The organism is Mycolicibacterium sp. Y3, from assembly GCF_051188035.1.
Lineage (GTDB): Bacteria > Actinomycetota > Actinomycetes > Mycobacteriales > Mycobacteriaceae > Mycobacterium > Mycobacterium fluoranthenivorans.
In genome coordinates this window covers 6,073,604-6,093,737 of the sequence record NZ_JAVQLT010000001.1, presented here as the reverse complement: position 1 = coordinate 6,093,737, position 20,134 = coordinate 6,073,604, and the positions used below count along the sequence as shown (strand labels likewise).

Here is a 20,134-nt window from a genome sequence, read left to right as displayed (position 1 = left end):
GTTCTGGCGGGTCGATGCATGGCCCGATTGGTCAGCATAAATGCGCGGTTGGACGGTGTTGACCCGTGGTGATCCTGTCGATCGTCATGCCGGTGTACAACGAGGTGGCAACGATCTCGCGTGCCTTGGATCGCGTTCTGGGAGTTGACTATCCATGCCCGGTCGAACTCGTCGTGGTCGACGACGGAAGCTCGGACGGTACGCCCGACATCTTGAAGAGCTATTCGGGGCGGGGCGTCACCAGCGTCTTCCAGCCGTTCAACCGAGGCAAGGGTGCGGCAGTCATCCGGGGTGTCCGGCACGCAACAGGTACCCATCTGCTGATTCTCGACGCCGATCTCGAATACGACCCAGCGGATATTCCACGATTGCTCAATCCGGTGATCGAGGGTATTTCCGACCACATCTTCGGTGCCCGTATCTTCGGCCTCAACACGAGATTTCCGTCGTACAGATTCGCCTTGGGTGGTCGGTTCACCACCGTAATCGCCAATGCGTTGTTCGATTCCTGTCTGACCGATATGCACACCTGCCTCAAACTCATCCCGGTCGAGCATTTCCGCTCACTCACGTTGCGCGAAGCGGGTTTCGGATTCGACACCGAGCTGACAGCCACCTTGCTGCGGGCAGGCGTTCGACCGTATGAGGTGCCGATCACCTACCTCGGGCGCACGGTCGACGAGGGTAAGAAGATCACCTGGCGTGACGGACTGACCTGTCTACGCCTACTCGCTTCGGTCCGGCTGAGTTCGTCGGTAGCCTTGGTGCCGGGACCGTTCCGCACTCGTCCGGTCGTGGTACCGATGCGCGCCGCGACGATCGTGCAACGACTCAACGAAGTGCAACACAGCGTGATCGATGCAGCTACCCAGCCCGCGACCTGACGCGCGTCTGTGCAGGCCCGATGACGATCGCCCGTCGCGACGGGTCCTGCTCGTAGGGGCTGGATTTCGCTTCCTCGGAGGTCTCTCTGCATATACATGCGCGTTGGCGAACACGCTTGCAGAGGACCGTCATGTCTCGGTGCTCTTGATCGACCGGCTGATTCCCACACGGCTCTATCCAGGTTCGGCGCGGGTGGGACAGCATCTGACAGCACTCAGTTACGACAACCGGGTCACCATCGCCGGTACGCTTGACTGGTACTGGGGTCCTGCAATCCGGCAACTGCCGAACCGGATACGTGCCGTCCGGCCTGATGTCATAGTGCTGCAATGGTGGACGGCGGCCACCCTGCACACCTACCTCTTGATCTCCGCTGTCGCTCGGCGCAACAGGATTCCGGTTGTCATCGAGTTCCACGAGGTCCAGGACACGGGCGAAGTCAAGGTTCCACTCGTCGCTCGGTACTGTCGGCTGTTCCTGCGCCGACTGGTGCGTGAAGCGTCTGGCGCTATTTTCCACAACCTGCATGATCGTGAACTGATTGCCCGGAATCTGGGGTCGGAGTTCGTCGAAAGACTGCCTGCCCGCGTCGCACCGCACGGACCGTATGACCATCTGGCCAAAAGATCTGCAGGGGAAGGGGTCTTGCCGCACTGTGGCAAGGATGACGGTCCCACGAGGGTGCTGTTCTTCGGGTTGATCAGACCGTACAAAGGGGTCGAGGATCTTGTCGCGGCGATCGACCAGATGACCGATGAACAGGTAGGGCGACTCGAGGTTGATATCGTCGGTGAGACGTGGGAGAACTGGAACGCTCCGGCAGATGCCATCCGCGCCAGTCGGCACCGGGAGCGAATTCGATTCGACAATCGCTACGTTTCCGATGCCGAAGCAGCCGACTACTTCGCCAATGCCGATGTCCTCGTCCTGCCCTATCGCAGGGCTTCGGCAAGCGGAGCTCTTGAAGCAGCGATGAGCAACGGGATTCCCGTCATCTTGTACGCAGTCGGCGGCCTGGTGGAAGCGGTAAGCGATTATCCCGGCGCGATACTGGTTCCCCCGAAGGATATCTCGGCTCTAAGCCAGGCAATCGTCGATGTCTCGCGCAAGAGCCGGGAGCGCTTCGTCAACCCGCACACGTGGGAACCTCTTCGGGCTGCCATCGACGCATTTGCGGAGGCTGGCCACCTATGACGGTGGTCGCCGAATCTGCTTCGTCCAGCGCGGCAAGAAGACCCCCGATGCGACGGCTGCGCTCCGTTCATTCGTGGGCCGCGCTGAGCCACCTCACCACGTGGCCTACGGTAGTGGTCACTGCCGGGGCCGGCGTACTGGTGGTCGGATACTCGTACCGCCTATCCGGCGTCGGCACCGCACCGTCGGTGTACTACCCGGTGTTTTGGCTGGGAATGCTCGCGGCGACGATGCCCTGCGCGACGAAGCTGATCGTGTACAAGACCATTCGTACCGACAGGTTGTGGGCGGTGGCCATGCTCGGTGTCGTCACCATGATTCCGAAGGTGCTCCGGAACCCGCAGGGTCCTCGTTACCATGACGAGTACGCCCATTGGCGCGCGGCAGTCGATCTTGCCACGGCCGGAAAACTCTTCCAGCCCAACACGATCATTCCGATTGTCCAGTTCTATCCGGGTACTTCAGGCATCACGGTCGCGGCGCAGTCCATCAGTGGGCTATCGATGTGGACAGCCGGCCTGCTGGTCGTCACGACCATGCACGTGGCCGGTGTTTTCGCCGTGTACGTGTTGAGCGAGCGTCTGTTGCGGTCGAACCGTGCGGGCGGGATCGCCGCGCTGGTGTACGGAGTCAACCCCTCCGCGGTGTATTTCGACACCCAGTACGCCTACGAGAGTGTGGCGATCAACTGGTATCTGTGGGTAATCGCGATGACGGCGATCGCCGCTCAGTCATCGGGATGGCGCAGGCGCATCAATTGCCTTGTAGCGGCGGCATTTTTGGTCGCTGCCATCGTCGTGACCCACCATCTGACCGTCGTGTTCCTGATATTGACAACGGTGACGGTCGGTACCACGGTGTCGATTCTGGCGTTGCTGCGCCTCGCGCGCCGTCGGCGCCGCGGCGGGCAACGACCCACGGTTGTGCCCGCTCGCGTCTGGTGGACCATGTTCGCCATCACGCTGACCCTGGCCTCAAGTTGGGTCTGGTTCTTCGCACGCCCCACCCTCGACTATCTGTCCCCCTACTTCGGGAATTCGCTCGATCAGCTGCGCAGCATGGTCGGGAAAAGCGGGTCGGGCGGCCGGAAACTCCTTGCAGCACAGATTCAACCGTTCTGGGAGCAACTGCTGACCGCGGCAGCACCGCTGCTTCTCCTGATGACCGCGCTGATGGCCGGGCTTCTCATCAAGCGGGGATATGTCCGGCTCGTGCCGACCGCATGGGGGCTGCTCGTGTTCGGCCTATGCTATTTTCTCTCGTTGCCCTTCATCCTTGCGCCCTCCGGAGCCGAAGGAGCGCGACGTTCCTGGGGTTTCACCTATGTCGGCATCGCCCTGATTGTCGCTTTGGCTGTGGACCGCTGGCCTGCGACCGGTATGAGAATCGGGCGAGGGCTGGTCTCCGCCTGGACGGTGGTTCTGACGGTGGTTCTGTTGATCGGCAATGTCGGCGGAGGCCTGAATGACCCGTACCGATTTCCGGCCCCGTTTCGGTGGGGCACCGATACGAACTCGGCGACTGCCGAAACACGCTCGGTTGCGGAGCAGTTGGAGCATCAAGTTGGCCGGGTAAAAGTTGTCAGCGATGCCTACACCGGACTGCAGTTTGCCGCAGACGGTGGCATGTTCATGGCGGCCCCGTCTCCTGGATTCCCCGCGTGGGAGCTGACGCAGCTGGATCGTGATCCATCCCGCGCGCTCGCCGGCATGCTGTTGAGCTCAGACTACCGCTACCTGGTCGTGAACATCGCAATGGGGCAGGAGGTGCCGTTCAATGGTCACAATTTCGGTCAGCACGATCCACTGCTCGGCCAGAAGACCCCGATGCAGAACCTGATCCGGCTCGATTCCATCCCGTGGGCTACTCGGGTGCTGGCCACGGAGAACCTCAGGGTGTATCGACTTCACCTCGATGACCTCGCGCTGCCGGGGGTTCGGGGATGAGTAATCGCAGCGTGCGCACGCGACGAGTGCTTAGACAGAGCATTGGGCAGGTGCTGGCGCTGGTGCTGGCGGCTGCGCCGAGTCTCATATCGTTACCAGTGACGTTGCGGGCGGCGGCATCAGCTGTCCTGGTTGTCCTCACCGGCTCTGCTCTGGTGCGGGTGTTGTTGGCCGAACCCCGAGCGGTGCGGTCGCGGGCATCGCGCGATCTGCCGTTGTCCGGGGATCCTGCTATCCGATGGCCGCTGACCGGGGTACTGGGCGCGGCCGGTCTGCTCGCCACGGTGCTCGTTCTCGCTGCAGTCGGTCTACCACTCAACGAGCGGTCGATCGGCGCTGGTGTGTGCGCACTGGGTGCCCTGGCCGTAGGTGCGGCCTGGTTGTTGCGGCGCGACAGGTGTGGCAACCAGGCCCACGAAGGTGGTGGCCAGTTGCCCATGCGACGACTCGTCAGGACGGGAACGTCGGTGCTGGCAGCCGTGGCGGTGATCGGTGGTGGGTTCGCCGGAGCCCTGGCAATTCAACCGAAGGAATCGGCGACCTACACCAGCTTGACCTTTGCCGACATCTCTTGGCTGACCGCGCAGGACCAACCGGTGAACGCCGGCGGTCTGGTCCGCATCCCATGGGAGATGAATGCGTTCGGCTATCAGCCCGATGTCGCAATGACGGCTGTGACGATCCGGATCGACGGTGCGGAGACGTCGGGTATCGCCCTCGATATCGCGACGCCGGTCAGCTCAGCGGATTCGGTGGATGTCCTGGGGGCGGTGACGTTTCGAGCCCCGATCGAACCCGGGCGTCATTTGGTCGATGTCATCGTGCATCCGTATACGCGTGACTCTCTGCAAGAGCGTGAACAGGTGATGATATCCGGATTCCTCAAGGTGATTCAGACATGACCGGACGGTTCCCGTTGTTGAAACGTATACGATCGTTCAAGGTCGTTCGCTCGTCGCTCTCGGATCCCATGACCCGAAACAGCCTGGTTCTCATGGGTAACACTGTGACAACGTCGCTGCTGGGCTATGTCTTCTGGGTGATTGTGGCACGCGGTTTCGGTGCGACCGCGAGCGGAACCGCCGCGGCGACGACGAGCGCGATCCAGGCGACGGTGCTGGTGGCCAGCATCGGGTCGGCTACGGCGCTCATCGAATGGCTACCCAGGACCACGTCGGCAGTGGAATGGCGCGAACGCGTCACGGCCGGAATCGCGGTCGCGGTGCTGACGTCGCTGTCCGGTGCGGTGGTGGTGATCACCCTGCTCGGATGGACTGTCGGAGTTCTACCTCAGATCGCGAATCCCGCCGGTGCAGCGTTGTTCTCGATCACGTGTGTGTGCTTCGCTGTGGGACAGGTCATCGATTACGTCTCGGTGTCGGATCACCGCAGCGGTATCTTGCTGGTGCGCAACTTGATTCAGTGCGGTATTCGCATTCCGCTGATATTCGCCTCGGTATCGGTGCTCACCGAGGCGGACTCGATACTCCTTGCCTGGGCCGTGGCGTCAGGGCTGTCCCTCGTATGGGCTTTCGTGGCTTACGGTTCTCGCGCCGGACGCGCGCTGCGACCCTCGTTCCGGAACATCGGACGTCATCTCGGTGAGATGGCATCCGCCCTGGCCGGTCAGCATCTGATCACCGTGTCGGCGATGCTCGCAGGCTATGTGCTACCCGTCATCGTTTACTCCCGGTTGTCGGCTGCGGAGAATGCCTACTTCTACACCACCTGGATGTTGGGCTCGGTCTTTTTCATCGTCAGCCCGGCGGTGTCGGCGTCCCTGTTCGTCGAGGGCGCAGCGTGTCCCACCGATCTGCGCCCGCTCGCGCGGCGATGTGTCGTCACGATCATGGTTCTGATGGTGCCGCCGATATTGGTGTACGTACTTGCGGGACGCTCGATCCTGGGGTTGTTCGGACGGGATTTCGCCGACCACGGATACTTGCTACTGCTGTTGCTGGCGATCTCCGCGGTTCCCGATGCGGTCACCAACGTCGCGATATCGATTCTGCGGGTGACCGGGCGGATCCGCACCGCCATGCTGCTCAATGCCGGGATGTTACTGGGCTGCCTCGGTGTTGCTTGGTTCATTGCGCCGTTGTGGGGCATCGAAGGTGTGGGTGCGGCATGGATTATCAGCCAGCTTGCGGGAGCCATCTGGGTTGTTTTGTGCTGGAAGAGAATAAGCGACCCAGCCACCGTGGTTGACGAGCAGGCTGCATTTTTGGCAGTGGCCGATACAGCAGCTCTAGGCGCCGATGGCGGTAGCCGGTGAAGGTCCTGCAGGTCACCGATGGGTTCGCACCGGCTGTCGGCGGCACCGAGCGCGTCGTCGAGGCTCTGGCGAAAGGGTTGACTGCACGTGGCCACTCGTCCACCGTCGTCACGCTGGGCCGCCCCGATGCACCTGCTCACGAGGTGGACGGCGGTGTCGACGTATACCGGATCGACGGATTCACGAGATATCTGCGCCGCTACGCATCGGATCCTGGACACTACTTTCATCCCACTTTTCCCGACCCGCTACTGGTCAATAGGCTTCAGCAACTCGTCGACGATATCCGGCCCGACGTCGTCCATGCACACGGGTGGATCCTCAATTCGTGCCTGTCGCTGCGGCTTTCTGCTGCCCCGCTGGTCGCGACGTTGCACGACTACGGCCTGAGCTGTGCCAAGAAGACCCTGATTCAGGGCTCCGCGCTGGACACCGCCTGCGAAGGTCGGCGACCCGCGCGGTGTACGAAGTGCTCGGTCGAGGCCTATGGCCTCCTCAAAGGACTTCCGACCGCAATGGGTCTATGGGAAAGTCGGCGCCGCTTTGGCCGCGTGACGCGCTTTCTGCCGATCAGTGCGGCGGTGGAGGCTGCCAGCCTGCACGACGTGCCCACCGAGCGCATCGAGCGGATCCCGTCCTTCGTCGCTGATTCGATCTTTGACGAGGCACACTCCGATCCGCCGAAGATGCTCCCCTCGGGCCCCTTCGTCATCTTCGTCGGCGCGCTCGGAGAACACAAAGGCGTAGGGCTGGCGGTCGCCGCCCACGAGATGATGCGCACTGCGGTGCCATTGGTGATGATCGGCACCGAGAGGTCCGATACCATTCGTTACCCGGGGACCCCCAGCCGGCCCGTGCTCACTTTGACGGATATCTCGCATCCGCAGATCATGGCCAGTCTGGCTGCGGCCGCGGTCGCCGTGGTGCCGTCGCGCTGGCAGGAACCACTGGGCTTGGTCGCCATTGAGGCGATGGCTGCGGGTACCGCGGTGGTCGCGACGGACGTCGGGGCGCTCCCCGAGGTGGTCCGACACGGATCAACCGGGCTCGTTGTGGCTGCCAATGATCCCGCCGCACTCGCGGTGGCGCTCGATTCCCTGGTATCCGACCGGAAACTGGCGGAGACCTTCGGTGCTGCCGGCATGACGCGCGCACATGACTACACCGCATCTCGAGTGATCCCACGTGTGATCGACGCATATGACAAGGCGCGGAGGGTGCATCGTGCAGCTTGATGCGGCGCTGTCAACGTCCCCGATTGTGAACCAGATCCACCGCGTAGGACTCGAAGAATTCGCCGGAAGTGGGTTCGCCGCGCCCGCAATCGCCATCTGACTCGCCCGGCCGCTTGATCCACAGGTATGCGTCGGCATGTGGGTAGTCGGTGTTCGCGCTGGGAGTCACTCCTAACGCACGCCCTTGCGGGTTGCACCAGTTCAGCGGTGCAGCCGGTGCCGGGCCCGTGCCATTGCGCGATGTGTCGATCACGTAACTGGAGCCGCCGGTGAGGCTGGAGACCTTCTCGCCATATGCAGCTTCCTCCTCCGTGGTGAGGAAGTTGGACACGTTAAGGCTGAAGCCTCGCGCTTTACTGAGACCTACCGATGAGAGGCGCTCCGCGAGCTTCTCCGCAGGCAACCATCGTGAGTGTCCGCCATCGATATAGACAACGGCGTTGGGGTTCTGAGTAAATGTACCGACCGCGAACCGAAGTAGGTCCAGTCGTTCGTGCTGCAACGGTGCGGAGAGACAGTCGGCGGAGACGAGGCCGTCTGGCTCGATGATGATCGTCACCGGAAAAGAGCCGAATCCCCGTGCCAATTCCGCGGTCCACAACCGGTACTCGTCGGCCGTGTTCAGACCGCCCGCTGCAAAGCCGCCGCAGTCTCGGTGTGGAATGGCGTAGGTTGCCACGATCGGCATGTCGTGACCGACGGCGGCTGCACAGACGTAATCATGCGCGGCGGCGGCGGCGGCAGTCACTGGCGTCTGCTGGTCCACCCACCACGCCGTCGGGGTGCCCGCTATCAGGTTGAGGCCGGCATTCTGCGGAGTCGCCCGGGCGGCTGCCACGGCAGCCGAGCTGGTCGGATCGACGTAGAAAGCTTTGTCCAGCAGAGGATTACCATTCTGCGTGGCGGCCGCAATGGTTGTCGGTGACGAAGTGCAGGGGGCAGGTTGGTTATCGGTTGCGGTCGCGGTGGCCCAGCCCGACGCTGTCGCCGCCAGGATCGCGATTGACAACGTTACCCATGTGCGGCTGGCTGACCACTTTGAATCCGCCATGACATCACCGTAGTGGATGCCAGTAAGACCGTGCACCCGTCCACCACCGGCACTCGCCGCCGAGACATGGTTGACGTTATTGAGATTCGGCTGGTAGATCGAGCAGGACGATCTCGACATCGCCTTGAGCATTGCCGATGGCGTCGTCGGTGAAGTCGATCTTGGTCTGTAGTGCCAACAATGGTCGTGAACGCTGCCGGAATTCGATGTCGGTGATGGTGAGTTCGCCATGGTAGTTGCGAGCGTTGATCGGCTGCCGGAATCGCGTGGACATTCTGCTGATGAGGATCGAGGGGAGCTGCCGCTGCCAATAGTCCTCCAAGTCCCAGTTTTTCAGCTCGGGGAGGAGGTGATCGCGTACGGTTGCCGCGAGGGTGTAGTAGACGAGCTGGTTGTAGGAGATGACGAACTCGACGGCGTTGAAGTGCCCGGTCTCCTCGATATAGCAGGATTGCTGGAAGCCGAAATCGCCGATGCTGGTGACAGTATCGCCCTGGCGCCGGGTGACGGCGTTCTTCAGGTAGATGGTTTCTTTCCGGGCGTATGGGGCCATGGTGCGGGCCAGCAGTGTGGTGTCCTCGCGAAGGTTGTCTACTGCGAGTGTGGGGGAGGTGGTCATAAATCGTTCTCCTTCTGAATTCAACGCTGCGCTGAATTCAACGCTGCGCTCGGGATCGCTCCAGTCCGTCTGTGGGATAGGTTCCACATTTGGTCGTCGCGGATCGCCGGATAGTTCCCGTGCAGTACTGTGCTTGCGGCAGGCCGGTGTCGGCGGCGAGAGGGGCCGCTGTTGCTGAGAAAGAGGGTCTCATGGTGCACACACCTGCTGACAACACGCTGGCGTATATGGACCAGGCATCTTTCCTGGCTCTGCGCGCGCTCGGCCGCGGCCCCGTCATCCAGTACGTCTGGATCTACGAGCACGGAGTCGATCTCAACGGGTTGCGCCGGTTTCACCGAAACCTGCACCACACACTGCTCGGCAGACTGATCGAGCGGTCGCCCCTGCCATTCGGGCGGCACAGGTGGGTCTCGTATGCCCCCGAAACTGCCAGTCTGGATATCGCGGTTGCAGAACGGAGCCGCGCTGAGGTCTGGGACTGGGTGGACGAACGATCCTTCGTGCCAGTCGATCCCGAGTTCGGACCGCCGTGGCATCTCGGCGTGCAACCCTTGACTGGAGGTGGTGCGGCCGTATGTCTGGCCATATCGCACACCACTGCTGACGCGGTCGCCGGGATTCGGTCCATCGTCTCCTCGGTGCAGGGCGTCCGGGGAGATTTCGGATTCCCGTCGGCAGCGGCGCGCGGTCGCTGGCGTGCGTTGCGTGAAGACATCGGGGTGACGGTTCGCTCGGTTCGGGAGATCCCGGCTGCGGTCACGGCGGGTGCGCGGTTGGCTCGGGAACAACAGGAAGAGTTGTCCGCCTCGGTAAAGGCCGCGCTGCCCGCACAAGAGGCTTCCCGGGGTGGTCCTGTGGTGGTACCCAGGGTCTACGGTGCGATTGATGCTCGGGTCTGGGACGATCGCGCCACCTCGCTCGGGGCCACCCGCAACGTCTTGGTCGCCGCCTTGGCTACCCGCATCGGAGATCGGCTGGGCCGGACAGATCAGCACGGCCGGGTCTTGCTGTCGATACCTGTAAGTGAACGCACCGAAGGCGACACGCGGGCAAACCCACTGAACGCCATTACAGTTCACGCCGACCCAAGTCAGGTCTGTGAAGATCTGACGGACCTCCGCGCCGCGATGAAAGCGGCACTGGTCGAACTGGGCGAGAGTCGCGAGACGATCTTGGCCCCGCTGGCGATGTTGCCGTTCACACCGCGGGCGGTGGCGAGACGGCTGGAGAACCTGGTGTTGAAGGTGGGAAAGCCGGTCGGCTGCAGCAACGTCGGTGAGGTTCCCGACGCGGCCAACCGTCCGGACGGTACCGATGCCGACTTCTTCGGCATCAGAGGCGGCGAGGCCGGCGTCACGGCCGCCACCCTGGAAAGGCTGGGCGGACATCTGCTGGTATCCGTAGTCTCGCTGCGCGGAAAGATCTGGTTCAGCGTCGCGTCGTGGGAGTCCCATGCACTCAATACGAAGGATGCTCTGCTGACCTTGGTGCGCGCTGCGCTGGACGATCTGGACCTCACGGCCGTTCTGGAATGAGGCGAAACCCGGCCGGAGTGTGGCGGTCCGGCCGCAGTGCGGCAGAACAGCCCGGTGAAGTGCCCACCTTTTGCGGACTCGGGGAACTAAAGGTGATCCGGGGCCGACTACAGCAACGTGGCAATCATGATCATCGGGTCCCTGCGTGCCCGTCGGTAGTGGCTTCCGTGCGGTCGGGGGGAGCGCTCGCATCGACGGGGAAGTTCTCAGCCGCTTCGAGACATGCTGCAGGACCCTGGGCCTGCCGGTCTACGAACGCCGCCGCCCGGTTGATCTGACCGCGGCGCGCACAGGATTCGCGGAGCTGACACGACTGGCCCCCGACCAGTGCGATGCCTGGACCGGCCTGGCCGCTGCCGGCGACACCTCCGCTCGAGTACTGGAGGCGGTCTCGGCGACCCGTGCAACATCCGGCGTCCTTTCCGGCCGTATCGAATTGACTCCGGCGGCTCTAGGTTTCAGCTACGACACCGGCCTGTACCTGCGGTTCCGCGCGTCTGCTCCCGACGGCTATCAGCTCGCCCACGCGGCCTCGTTGGCCGAAGCCCGACGGTTCGGCGAAGCACACGCAATCACCGACGACATCACCGCGAGCAATCTCGGCGATCGGGACGCACGCTGGGTCCAGACTGCGATCAACTTTCGTGCCGAACGGTGGGCCGATGTGGTGAAACTGCTCACCCCAATGGTCAACGACGTCGACGCCGACGAGGTCTTCATCCACGGGGCCAGAATCGCATTGGGTATCGCGCTGGCGCGACTGGGAATGTATGCCCCGGCGCTGTCGTATCTGGACGAACCTGACGGCCCGTGCGCGACGGCTGCCGTGGACGGCGCCCTTGCCAAGGCGCTGGCGCTGCGGGCACACGGTGACGAAGAAGCCACGATCGATGTACTTCAGGAACTCTATGCGGCCCATCCTGAAAACGTCGAGGTCGAGCACGCGCTGTCAGACCCGACCCACGGTATCGTCACGACGTCGGCCGCGCGGATCGATGCCCGTACCGATCCTTGGGACCCGGAAACCGAACCGGGCGAAGCCGATTTCGTCGATCCCGGCGCCCATGAGCGCAAAGCCGCGTTGCTGGCCGAAGCCGAGCAGCAGCTGACGGCCTTCATTGGTCTGGAGGAGGTCAAGGACCAGGTAGCGCGTCTGAGGAGCTCGGTCGCGATGGCGTTGTTGCGTCAGGAACGCGGACTCGCGGTCGCGCAGCGGTCCCATCATCTGGTGTTCGCTGGTCCGCCCGGTACCGGCAAGACCACGATCGCCCGCGTGGTCGCCAAGATCTATTGCGGCTTGGGTCTTTTGAAGAAGGAGACGGTGCGCGAAGTGCACCGTGCCGACCTCATCGGTCAGCACATCGGGGAGACCGAGGCCAAGACCAACGCGATCATCGACAGCGCCCTGGACGGGGTGTTGTTCCTGGACGAGGCGTACGCGTTGGTGTCCACCGGCGCCAAGAACGACTTCGGCTTGGTGGCCATCGACACGCTGCTGGCCCGTATGGAGAACGACCGCGACCGGCTGGTCGTGATCGTCGCCGGCTACCGCGCCGATCTGGACCGGTTCCTGGACACCAACGAGGGTCTGCGCTCGCGTTTCACCCGCAGCATCGACTTCCCGTCCTACAGCGCACCGGAACTGGTCGAGATTGCCGGCGTGATGGCCGAACAACGCGACAGTCTGTTCGAGGAGCGCGCTCTCCAGGATCTGACGTCGCTGTTCGCCCATTTGGCCTCGGCGACCACGCCGGATGCCAACGGTGTCAATCGGCGCAGCCTGGACATCGCCGGAAATGGCCGTTTCGTGCGAAATCTGGTCGAACGTTCCGAAGAGGAACGCGAATACCGATTGGACCACTCCAGCTCCGCAGGCGCCGGTAGGTTCACCGATGACCAGCTGATGACGATCACCGCAAGCGATGTCAGCAATGCGGCCGCGCCCCTACTGCGCGGACTCGGACTGGGGGCGTACGCACCGGCTGCTGGCGAGGGGACCACATGACTTTCGTTTCGCGCACCCCGGTCAACGAGAACCCCGACCGGGTCGAGTACCGGCGTGGCTTCGTCACTCGGCACCAGGTCACCGGGTGGCGATTCCTCATGCGCCGAATTGCTTCGGGGATAGCTCTGCACGATACCCGGATGCTCACCGATCCACTTCGTACACAATCGCGTTCGCTCATGACCGGGGTGCTGATCGTCGTCACCGGACTGATCGGGTGCTTCGTGTTCACCTTGATTCGGCCGAACGGAGCAGTCGGCAACAACACGGTGCTGGCCGATCGTGACACCTCCGCACTCTATGTACGAGTCGATGGCGTACTGCACCCGGTGCTGAACCTGACGTCTGCGCGGCTGATCGCCGGACAGCCGGCGCGCCCGGAAACCGTCGGCGGCTCCGCGCTCGATGCGCTCCCCAGAGGAGTACAGCTTGGCATCTCAGGTGCTCCGGAACGTATGGTGCAGAGCGACTCTCATGATGCGGACTGGACCGTTTGCGACAGTGTCGGCACGTCCTACCCGGGGCTCACCATCATCGGCGGTGCGCCGGCCCAGGGAGGCCAGTTCGCCTCGGCATTACCGGGAGATCGAGGTGTGCTGGTGGACAGCGGTTCCCAGGGTGCGCCGGTCACGTGGCTGCTATGGAACGGTAGACGAAGTCGTATCGATTTGGCAGACCGCGCTGTGACCGATGCGCTCGGACTTGGTTCAGCTATTCCACCTGCCCGGCCTATCGCCCCCGGGTTGTTCAATGTGATCCCCGAAGGCGTCCCTCTGCAAATCCCAGCGATTCCGGGTGCAGGTGCCCCGGTGCAGTTCACGCCGTCGGTGCCTGAGCCGGTGGGATCGGTGGTGGCGGCGTATGGCGATGTTCACGCGGTGAACTTCTACGCCGTGCTGCCGGACGGTCTACAGCGGATTACCCCGGCACTGGCCGCATTGCTGCGTAACTCGAATTCGTATGGGCTGGTGCAGCCTCCGTGGCTCAGTGCTGACGAGATCGCGAGGATGCCAGTATCCCGGCTATTGGACACGGACGCTTTCCCGGCGGACCAGATCGAGTTATCCGATACTTCGGGGGCGCCGGTCACCTGCGCGCGATGGGTCAAGCCGGGTGACGCGACCACGAGTTCGCTCACGTTGCTGTCGGGAGCAGCAGTTCCGATTGCCCGCAACACGGTTGATCTGCATTCTTCCGGTGCTGGTACGGCGACACGGGCGGTGTTACCTACCGGTAAAGGCTATTTTGTCCAAACGGCCGGACAGCAGCCCACAGCACCGCAAGCTGGTTCGGTGTTCTGGGTGTCCGATATCGGCATGCGGTACGGACTCGAGGCCGCGAGTCCGGAAGAACTGTCCAAGACCATTGCGGCGCTGGGATTGTCAGCGCCTCCGCTCCCCATTCCGTGGTCTGTTCTGAGGTTGTTCGCAGCGGGACCTGCGCTGTCCAGGGACGATGCGCTCACCGCGTTCATTGGGACGGAGAACTGATGAGCCGTTTGATTTTTGAGGCCCGGCGGCGCATCCCCGCCCCGGAGGTGCGCAAAGGTGCGATCACGATCGAGGCGCCGCCCACGTTGCCTCGGCTGGTGCCGCCGTCGCTGCTGCGCCGTGTGCTGCCGTATTTGATCGTCTTTTTGATTGTGGGGATGATCGTCGCGCTGGTCGCCACCGGGATGCGGTTGATCTCACCGACGACGCTGTTCTTCCCGTTCGTGCTGCTGCTTGCCGCCACCGCGATGTACCGGGGCTCGGACAACAAGCTGCGCACCGAGGAGGTCGACGCCGAGCGTGCCGACTATCTGCGTTACCTGTCGGTGGTGCGGGACAACGTGCGCGCACAGGTGCAGTCCCAGCGGGCGGCGCTGGAGTGGTCGCATCCTGATCCCGAACTGCTGGCCGCTGTTCCGGGCACCCGCAGACAGTGGGAACGCGACCCGCATGATCCGGATTTCCTGGTGCTGCGGGCCGGACTGCACGACGCGCCGTTGTCGGTCGCGCTGCGCGTCAAGGATGCCGTCGATGAGGTCGATCTGGAACCGGTGTCGCACACCACGCTGCGGGGTCTGCTCGATGTGCACCGCACCGTCCGTGCGGTGCCCGCCGGAATCGACCTGGCCAAGGTTTCCCGCATCACGGTGCTCGGGGATCCCGCCGAGGTCCGGGATACGTTGCGGGCGTGGGTCGCTCAGGCGGTTACCTGGCACGACCCCGCGGTGCTCGGCGTGGCGCTGGCCACCCCCGATCTGGAGGGGCCGGACTGGTCGTGGTTGAAGTGGTTGCCGCACAGCGATATCGCCGGCGCGGCCGACGGCGTCGGACCGGCACGCTACCTCGCGACCAGCGCACCCGAACTCGGTGGCCTGCTCGCGCCCGTGCTCACCGACCGTGACGCGTTCACCGGCGACGCGCTGCCGTCGGGCAAGCACCTGCTGATCGTGCTCGACGATCCCGAGATCGATCCCGACGATGTGCTCGGCCGCGCCGGCGCGGCCGGCGTGACGCTGGTGCACCGCGGTGCAACCGAGCCGCACCGTGAACAGTATCCGGATCCGGAGCGTCCCATCCTGAAGGTGGTGCACGGCAAGATCCTGCGGTGGGGCAGTGCGGGCTGGCAGCCGTTCGTCGACACCGCCGATGCGTTCTCCGCCGCGGCGGCCACGCACCTCGCCCGCGGGTTGGCGCGTTGGGACTCCAATCCGGACCAGGCGCGTTCCGCCGGCTCCGGCGCGTCGACGTTCACCACGCTGTTCGGTATCCCGGATGCCTCGGCGCTTGATATCGCGAGCCTGTGGGCGCCGCGTGACCGCGATGACGAGCTGCGGGTGCCCATCGGGGTCACCGCCACCGGTGATCCGCTGGTCTTCGATCTCAAGGATGAGGCCGAGGGCGGCATGGGTCCTCACGGCCTGATGATCGGTATGACCGGGTCGGGCAAGTCGCAGACCCTGATGTCGATCCTGTTGTCGTTGTTGACCACTCATTCCGCCGACCGGCTCATCGTCATCTATGCCGACTTCAAGGGTGAGGCGGGTGCCGATATCTTCCGGCACTTCCCGCAGGTGGTGGCCGTCATCTCCAATATGGCCGAGAAGCGTTCGCTGGCCGACCGGTTCGCCGACACGTTGCGCGGTGAGGTGGCCCGTCGTGAACAGCTGCTCAAAGAAGCGGGCCGCCGGGTCCAGGGCAGTGCGTTCAACTCGGTGACCGAGTACGAGGCCGCCCAGAAATCGGGCGTGCCGGGCGCCGTTGATCTGGCTCCCATCCCGACGTTGTTCGTGGTGGCCGACGAGTTCACCCTGATGCTGGCTGAGCACCCCGAGTACGCCGACCTGTTCGACTATGTGGCACGCAAGGGTCGATCGTTTCGGATCCACCTCCTGTTCGCGTCGCAGACGCTGGATGTGGGGCGGATCAAGGACATCGACAAGAACACCTCGTATCGCATCGGCCTGAAGGTGGCCAGCCCGTCGATCAGCCGACAGATCATCGGCACCGAGGACGCGTTCCACATCGAGTCGGGCCGCGAGCACAAGGGTGAGGGCTTCCTGGTGCCCGCGCCCGGGGCGACGCCCATCAAGTTCCGCAGCACCTACGTCGACGGGATCTACGACCCGCCGCGTACCGCCCGTTCGATCGTCGTGGCGGCCACCCCAGCGCCCCAGCTGTTCACCGCGGCACGGGTCGAGCCGGCACCCGACACCGTCATCATGTCCAGCGAGCCCGAGGAGGTGCCGGTCCCGCGCAAGCTCATCGCCACGATCGGTGACCAGCTGGCGGCGTACGGGCCGAAGGCGCCGCAGCTGTGGCTGCCCCCGCTGGATGAGCCGATTCCGCTGGCCGAACTGCTGGGCCGTACCGGGGCAGCGGCGAGCGCAGCCGCGGGAAGTGGCTTCGCCGAACAGCGATTCCAGTGGCCGCTCGGTGAGATCGACAAGCCGTTCGAGATGCGCCGGGACACACTGGTGTTCGCGGCCGGCTCGGCGGCCGGCAACATGCTGATCCACGGCGGCCCCAAGTCCGGCAAGTCGAGCGCACTGGCGACGTTCATGTTGTCTGCCGCTGCCTTGCACACCCCGCGTGAGGTCAGCTTCTACGTGCTGGACTACGGCGGCGGGCAGCTTGCACCGATGGCCGATCTGGCCCACGTCGGCGCGGTCGCCACACCATTGCAGCCCGAGCGGATCCGACGCACCTTCGCCGAGCTGGAACAGCTGCTGCGGCAACGACAGCAGCGCGGCGCGGTCAACCGGCCCGGCACCTACGAAGACGGTTACGGTGAGGTCTTTCTGGTCATCGACAACCTCTACGCGTTCAGCCGGGACAATGTCGACACGTTCAACACCCGTAACCCGTTGCTGGCCAAGGTCACCGAACTGGTCAACGCCGGCCTGGCCTACGGGATCCACGTGGTGATCACCACGCCGAACTGGCTTGAGGTCCCGCTGGCCATGCGCGACGGTCTCGGTCTGCGCCTGGAGCTCAAGCTCAGTGACTCCCACGACAGCAACGTGCGGGTGGTCGGGGCGCTTCGTCGGCCCGCCGACGGCGTACCGGCCGAGCAGCCGGGGCGCGGGCTCACCATGGCCGGCGAGCACTTCCTGTTCGCCGAGCCGGATCTGCGCCTCATTCCCACGATCAATGCCCGCTACCCGCAACTGCGTGCGCCCGAGGTGCGGTTGCTGCCCAGTCAGCTTCCGCCGACTGCGTTGGGCCCGTTGTACGTCGGCCCGGAACAGGTGGTCATCGGTCAGCGCGAAGAGGACCTGGCGCCGGTCGCGATCGATTTCGCCGCGCATCCGCTGATGATGGTGTTCGGCGACACCCGCTCGGGCAAGACCACCCTGCTCCGGCATCTGATCCGCACGATCCGGGACAACTCGACGCCCGACGGGGCCGGGGCGAGCGGAGCGACGGGGAATGGTGTGGCGTTCACCGTCGTCGACCGCCGGCTGCAGATGGTGGACGAGCCGTTGTTCGCCGACAACGAGTACACCCCCAACATCGACCGGATCACCCCGGCGATGCTTGGGTTGGCGGCGCTGATCGAGGCGCGGCGACCACCGGCCGGGCTGTCCCCACAGGAGCTGCGCAACTGGCGTTACCAGGGACACACCCACTACCTGATCATCGACGATGTCGACCAGATCCCGGACGGCCCGGCGGTCAGCGGACCCTATGTCGGAGCGCGGCCGTGGACCCCGCTGCTCGGCCTGTTGTCCCAAGCCGGGGATCTGGGACTGCGCGTGATCATCACCGCGCGGGCCAGCGGCTCGGCGCACGCGGTGATGACCGCGCCGTTGCTGCGCAGGCTCAACGACCTGCAGGCGACGACCGTGATGCTCTCGGGCAGCCCCGCCGACGGCGGCAAGCTGCGTGGTCACCGTTTCCACCGCCTGCCGCCGGGACGGGCCATGCTGCTCGGTGACAGTGAGGTCGCCACCTATGTCCAACTGGTGAACCCCTTCGTCCCCGAACATGTTTCGGGGATCGCTTCGAACGGAAAGGAATACAGCTGATGACCCTGCGTGTCGTTCCCGAAGGACTGACCGCCGCGGGCGCCGCGGTCGAGGCGCTGTCCGCGCGGCTGGCCGCCGCTCACGCCGCTGCGGCGCCGATGACCAACGCCGTGCTGCCGCCGGCCGCCGACCCGGTGTCGCTGCAGACCGCCGCAGGTTTCAGTGCCGCAGGCGCCGAACACAGTGCCCTCGCGGCGCTGGCCGTGACCGAACTCGGCCGGGCCGGTGCCGGTGTCGCCGAATCGGGGGCGAGTTACGCCGCCGGGGACGCCGCGGCCGCTTCGTCGTACCTGATCGCGCGCGGCTGATATGACAACCCCCGTCGCTTCGCTCGCCCCGGTCCTGACAACCCCCGTCGCTTCGCTCGCCCCGGCATGACGTGCCTGTGTTGGTCTGAAGGGGAGGCCTACCACTGAATCTCGGCTACAAGAAATGACCTAGTCACCGAAAAAGATTGGAGTTCAACAATTATGAGTCTTCTGGATGCTCACATACCCCAGCTCATCGCCTCCGAGTCCGCTTTCGCCGCGAAGACCGGACTGATGCGAAGCACGATCGCACAGGCTGAACAGGAAGCGATGTCCGCGCAGGCTTTCCACATGGGTGAGGCCTCGGCCGCCTTCCAGGCCGCCCACGCGCGATTCGCCGAAGCCGCCTCTAAGGTCAACGTGCTACTCGATCACGCGCAAGCCAATCTGGCCGACGCGAGCAGCACCTATGTCGCCCAAGACGCATCGGCTGCGAGCACTTACGGAGGTTTCTGATGTCCCAGATCATGTACAACTACCCCGCGATGCTCGGCCACGCCGGCGATATGGCCGGTTACGCAGGCGCGCTGCAGACTGTGGGAGCCGATATCGCCGCAGAGCAGGCCGCGTTGCACAATGCCTGGCAGGGCGACACCGGTATGACCTACCAAGCCTGGCAGGCGCAGTGGAACACCGCCATGGACGAACTGGTGCGGGCCTACCGGGCAATGTCGGCGACCTATGAGTCGAACACGATGGCAATGCAGGCCAGGGATGCGGCCGAAGGCGCCAAGTGGGGTTAGGTCCGTGCCCAAGGCTGTCGAGCTGACTGTCGACGCGGCCTGGTTCATCGCAGACCAGGAGGATGCGGGCTCATTTCCCTGGGTGCTTGCGATCATCCCGCCCTATCGTGACCAGTCAGACCGTGCGGCGTTTGCGTCGAGACAGACTGCCGAATTGGACCGGCTCGGAGTGGTAGAAGACGGGCAGATCAGTCCCGCAGTGCGGCAATGGATCCGAATCGTCTGCGAACCCGAATGCTGGCTCGAGTTGCGCTATGTCCGCGGGGTGGACGGTAAACGACTACGCGGGATTGTCGCTCGTCGTCACGGCGAGACAGTGGTGGCATTACGTAACGCCCAGTTCATCACGTTCTCCCCCGTCGGGGGCGATGTCGATCATCGATTCGCCGAGATCGTCACTGCCGGACTGCCCAGGCGTGAGCCGGCGGACTTCGCCGAGTTCGAACTGCCCGCCCACGTCGGCGCCAAAGCAGATGAGCAGATTCGCGACGGCGCCGATCTGTTCCGGGTGATGGATTACCTCGGTATCCCTGACTCTGCCCGTCCCGTGGTATCTGCGGTGTTCGACTCGCCGCAGAGCTATGTCGAAGTGGTTGCGGGCCAACGCTGTGGTGCGGCACGCCACACCACCGATGTCGGAGTGGCCGTCGTTGACACCGTCGCGGGCCGGGTGGTGGTGAGTCCCGCACGTGCGTTCGACGGCAGATGGGTGTCCACGTTTGCGCCAGGGACCCCCGCGGCCATCACCCGGTCGGTGACCGAACTGATCGCCACTCTCCCGGACGGCGAATATGCCGGCCAATAATGTTGAAAGAGG

General features: G+C 64.2%; 17 protein-coding genes. 14 read left to right on the top strand and 3 right to left on the bottom strand.

The window, feature by feature from the left end; genetic code table 11:
• Window positions 1–65: 65 nt before the first annotated feature.
• The 4 genes from QN239_RS29790 to QN239_RS29775 are packed head-to-tail and all read left to right on the top strand — an operon-like array spanning window position 66 to window position 4,927.
• Window positions 66–884 (top strand): glycosyltransferase family 2 protein, encoded by an 819-nt coding sequence (locus QN239_RS29790; RefSeq protein ID WP_499015960.1) that lies wholly within the window; start codon window positions 66–68, stop codon window positions 882–884.
• Entirely contained in the window at window positions 859–2,079 is a 1,221-nt protein-coding gene (locus QN239_RS29785) for a glycosyltransferase (RefSeq protein ID WP_499015956.1), read from the top strand. The genes QN239_RS29790 and QN239_RS29785 overlap by 26 nt, the downstream gene beginning before the upstream one ends.
• A gap of 47 nt (window positions 2,080–2,126) precedes the next feature.
• Window positions 2,127–4,025, top strand: a complete 1,899-nt coding sequence (locus QN239_RS29780; protein ID WP_499015954.1) for a putative glycosyltransferase family protein — start codon at window positions 2,127–2,129, stop codon at window positions 4,023–4,025.
• Window positions 4,022–4,927, top strand: a complete 906-nt coding sequence (locus QN239_RS29775; protein WP_499015952.1) for a hypothetical protein — start codon at window positions 4,022–4,024, stop codon at window positions 4,925–4,927. The genes QN239_RS29780 and QN239_RS29775 overlap by 4 nt, the downstream gene beginning before the upstream one ends.
• A 124-nt stretch (window positions 4,928–5,051) precedes the next feature.
• Here QN239_RS29775 and QN239_RS29770 read toward each other — a convergent pair whose 3' ends face one another.
• Window positions 5,052–5,285, bottom strand: coding sequence for a hypothetical protein (locus tag QN239_RS29770; RefSeq protein ID WP_499015950.1), 234 nt, complete (start codon window positions 5,283–5,285; stop codon window positions 5,052–5,054).
• On the opposite strand from QN239_RS29770, the gene QN239_RS29765 reads away from it, so the two are divergent.
• Window positions 5,275–6,300, top strand: coding sequence for a lipopolysaccharide biosynthesis protein (locus QN239_RS29765; protein WP_499015948.1), 1,026 nt, complete (start codon window positions 5,275–5,277; stop codon window positions 6,298–6,300). The genes QN239_RS29770 and QN239_RS29765 overlap by 11 nt on opposite strands.
• On the top strand, window positions 6,297–7,535 hold the full coding sequence (locus QN239_RS29760; protein WP_499015946.1) for a glycosyltransferase family 4 protein: 1,239 nt from the start codon (window positions 6,297–6,299) through the stop codon (window positions 7,533–7,535). The genes QN239_RS29765 and QN239_RS29760 overlap by 4 nt, the downstream gene beginning before the upstream one ends.
• A 10-nt stretch (window positions 7,536–7,545) precedes the next feature.
• Here the strand turns inward: QN239_RS29760 and QN239_RS29755 are convergent, their stop codons facing one another.
• Both QN239_RS29755 and QN239_RS29750 read right to left on the bottom strand, forming a co-directional pair.
• Window positions 7,546–8,586, bottom strand: coding sequence for a glycoside hydrolase family 6 protein (locus QN239_RS29755; RefSeq protein ID WP_499017015.1), 1,041 nt, complete (start codon window positions 8,584–8,586; stop codon window positions 7,546–7,548).
• A gap of 76 nt (window positions 8,587–8,662) precedes the next feature.
• Window positions 8,663–9,205 (bottom strand): FcoT family thioesterase, encoded by a 543-nt coding sequence (locus QN239_RS29750; RefSeq protein WP_499015944.1) that lies wholly within the window; start codon window positions 9,203–9,205, stop codon window positions 8,663–8,665.
• Between the two features lie 227 nt (window positions 9,206–9,432).
• On the opposite strand from QN239_RS29750, the gene QN239_RS29745 reads away from it, so the two are divergent.
• The 8 genes from QN239_RS29745 to QN239_RS29710 all read left to right on the top strand — a co-directional run bounded on the left by QN239_RS29745 (window position 9,433) and on the right by QN239_RS29710 (window position 20,122).
• Window positions 9,433–10,743: a hypothetical protein gene (locus QN239_RS29745; protein ID WP_499015941.1), complete on the top strand. Its 1,311-nt coding sequence runs from the start codon at window positions 9,433–9,435 to the stop codon at window positions 10,741–10,743.
• A gap of 145 nt (window positions 10,744–10,888) precedes the next feature.
• Complete coding sequence (gene eccA / locus QN239_RS29740; RefSeq protein WP_499015939.1) at window positions 10,889–12,748, top strand: type VII secretion AAA-ATPase EccA; 1,860 nt, start codon at window positions 10,889–10,891, stop codon at window positions 12,746–12,748.
• Window positions 12,745–14,238 (top strand): type VII secretion protein EccB, encoded by a 1,494-nt coding sequence (gene eccB, locus QN239_RS29735; RefSeq protein ID WP_499015937.1) that lies wholly within the window; start codon window positions 12,745–12,747, stop codon window positions 14,236–14,238. The genes eccA and eccB overlap by 4 nt, the downstream gene beginning before the upstream one ends.
• Window positions 14,238–18,266, top strand: a complete 4,029-nt coding sequence (gene eccCa, locus QN239_RS29730) for a type VII secretion protein EccCa (RefSeq protein ID WP_499015934.1) — start codon at window positions 14,238–14,240, stop codon at window positions 18,264–18,266. Before eccB ends, eccCa begins: the two co-directional genes overlap by 1 nt.
• Window positions 18,266–18,574 carry a PE family protein gene (locus QN239_RS29725; protein WP_499015931.1) on the top strand — a complete coding sequence of 103 codons (309 nt, stop codon included), beginning with the start codon at window positions 18,266–18,268 and terminating at the stop codon, window positions 18,572–18,574. The genes eccCa and QN239_RS29725 overlap by 1 nt, the downstream gene beginning before the upstream one ends.
• Window positions 18,575–18,736: 162 nt before the next feature.
• Window positions 18,737–19,030 carry a WXG100 family type VII secretion target gene (locus QN239_RS29720; protein WP_499015930.1) on the top strand — a complete coding sequence of 98 codons (294 nt, stop codon included), beginning with the start codon at window positions 18,737–18,739 and terminating at the stop codon, window positions 19,028–19,030.
• Window positions 19,030–19,317 carry a WXG100 family type VII secretion target gene (locus tag QN239_RS29715; protein WP_499015927.1) on the top strand — a complete coding sequence of 96 codons (288 nt, stop codon included), beginning with the start codon at window positions 19,030–19,032 and terminating at the stop codon, window positions 19,315–19,317. Before QN239_RS29720 ends, QN239_RS29715 begins: the two co-directional genes overlap by 1 nt.
• 4 nt (window positions 19,318–19,321) lie before the next feature.
• The gene (locus tag QN239_RS29710) at window positions 19,322–20,122 is read left to right on the top strand and encodes an ESX secretion-associated protein EspG (RefSeq protein WP_499015925.1); all 801 of its coding nucleotides are present in this window, start codon (window positions 19,322–19,324) and stop codon (window positions 20,120–20,122) included.
• Window positions 20,123–20,134: the final 12 nt, after the last annotated feature.

Excerpts from the sequence above, each read along its gene's own strand:
- QN239_RS29785 (WP_499015956.1), top strand. The coding sequence starts at position 859 with ATGCAGCTACCCAGCCCGCGACCTGACGCGCGTCTGTGCAGGCCCGAT.
- QN239_RS29780 (WP_499015954.1), top strand. The coding sequence starts at position 2,127 with ATGCGACGGCTGCGCTCCGTTCATTCGTGGGCCGCGCTGAGCCACCTC.
- QN239_RS29775 (WP_499015952.1), top strand. The coding sequence starts at position 4,022 with ATGAGTAATCGCAGCGTGCGCACGCGACGAGTGCTTAGACAGAGCATT.
- QN239_RS29755 (WP_499017015.1), bottom strand. The coding sequence starts at position 8,586 with ATGGCGGATTCAAAGTGGTCAGCCAGCCGCACATGGGTAACGTTGTCA.
- QN239_RS29750 (WP_499015944.1), bottom strand. The coding sequence starts at position 9,205 with ATGACCACCTCCCCCACACTCGCAGTAGACAACCTTCGCGAGGACACC.
- QN239_RS29745 (WP_499015941.1), top strand. The coding sequence starts at position 9,433 with ATGGACCAGGCATCTTTCCTGGCTCTGCGCGCGCTCGGCCGCGGCCCC.
- eccB (WP_499015937.1), top strand. The coding sequence starts at position 12,745 with ATGACTTTCGTTTCGCGCACCCCGGTCAACGAGAACCCCGACCGGGTC.
- eccCa (WP_499015934.1), top strand. The coding sequence starts at position 14,238 with ATGAGCCGTTTGATTTTTGAGGCCCGGCGGCGCATCCCCGCCCCGGAG.
- QN239_RS29725 (WP_499015931.1), top strand. The coding sequence starts at position 18,266 with ATGACCCTGCGTGTCGTTCCCGAAGGACTGACCGCCGCGGGCGCCGCG.
- QN239_RS29720 (WP_499015930.1), top strand. The coding sequence starts at position 18,737 with ATGAGTCTTCTGGATGCTCACATACCCCAGCTCATCGCCTCCGAGTCC.
- QN239_RS29715 (WP_499015927.1), top strand. The coding sequence starts at position 19,030 with ATGTCCCAGATCATGTACAACTACCCCGCGATGCTCGGCCACGCCGGC.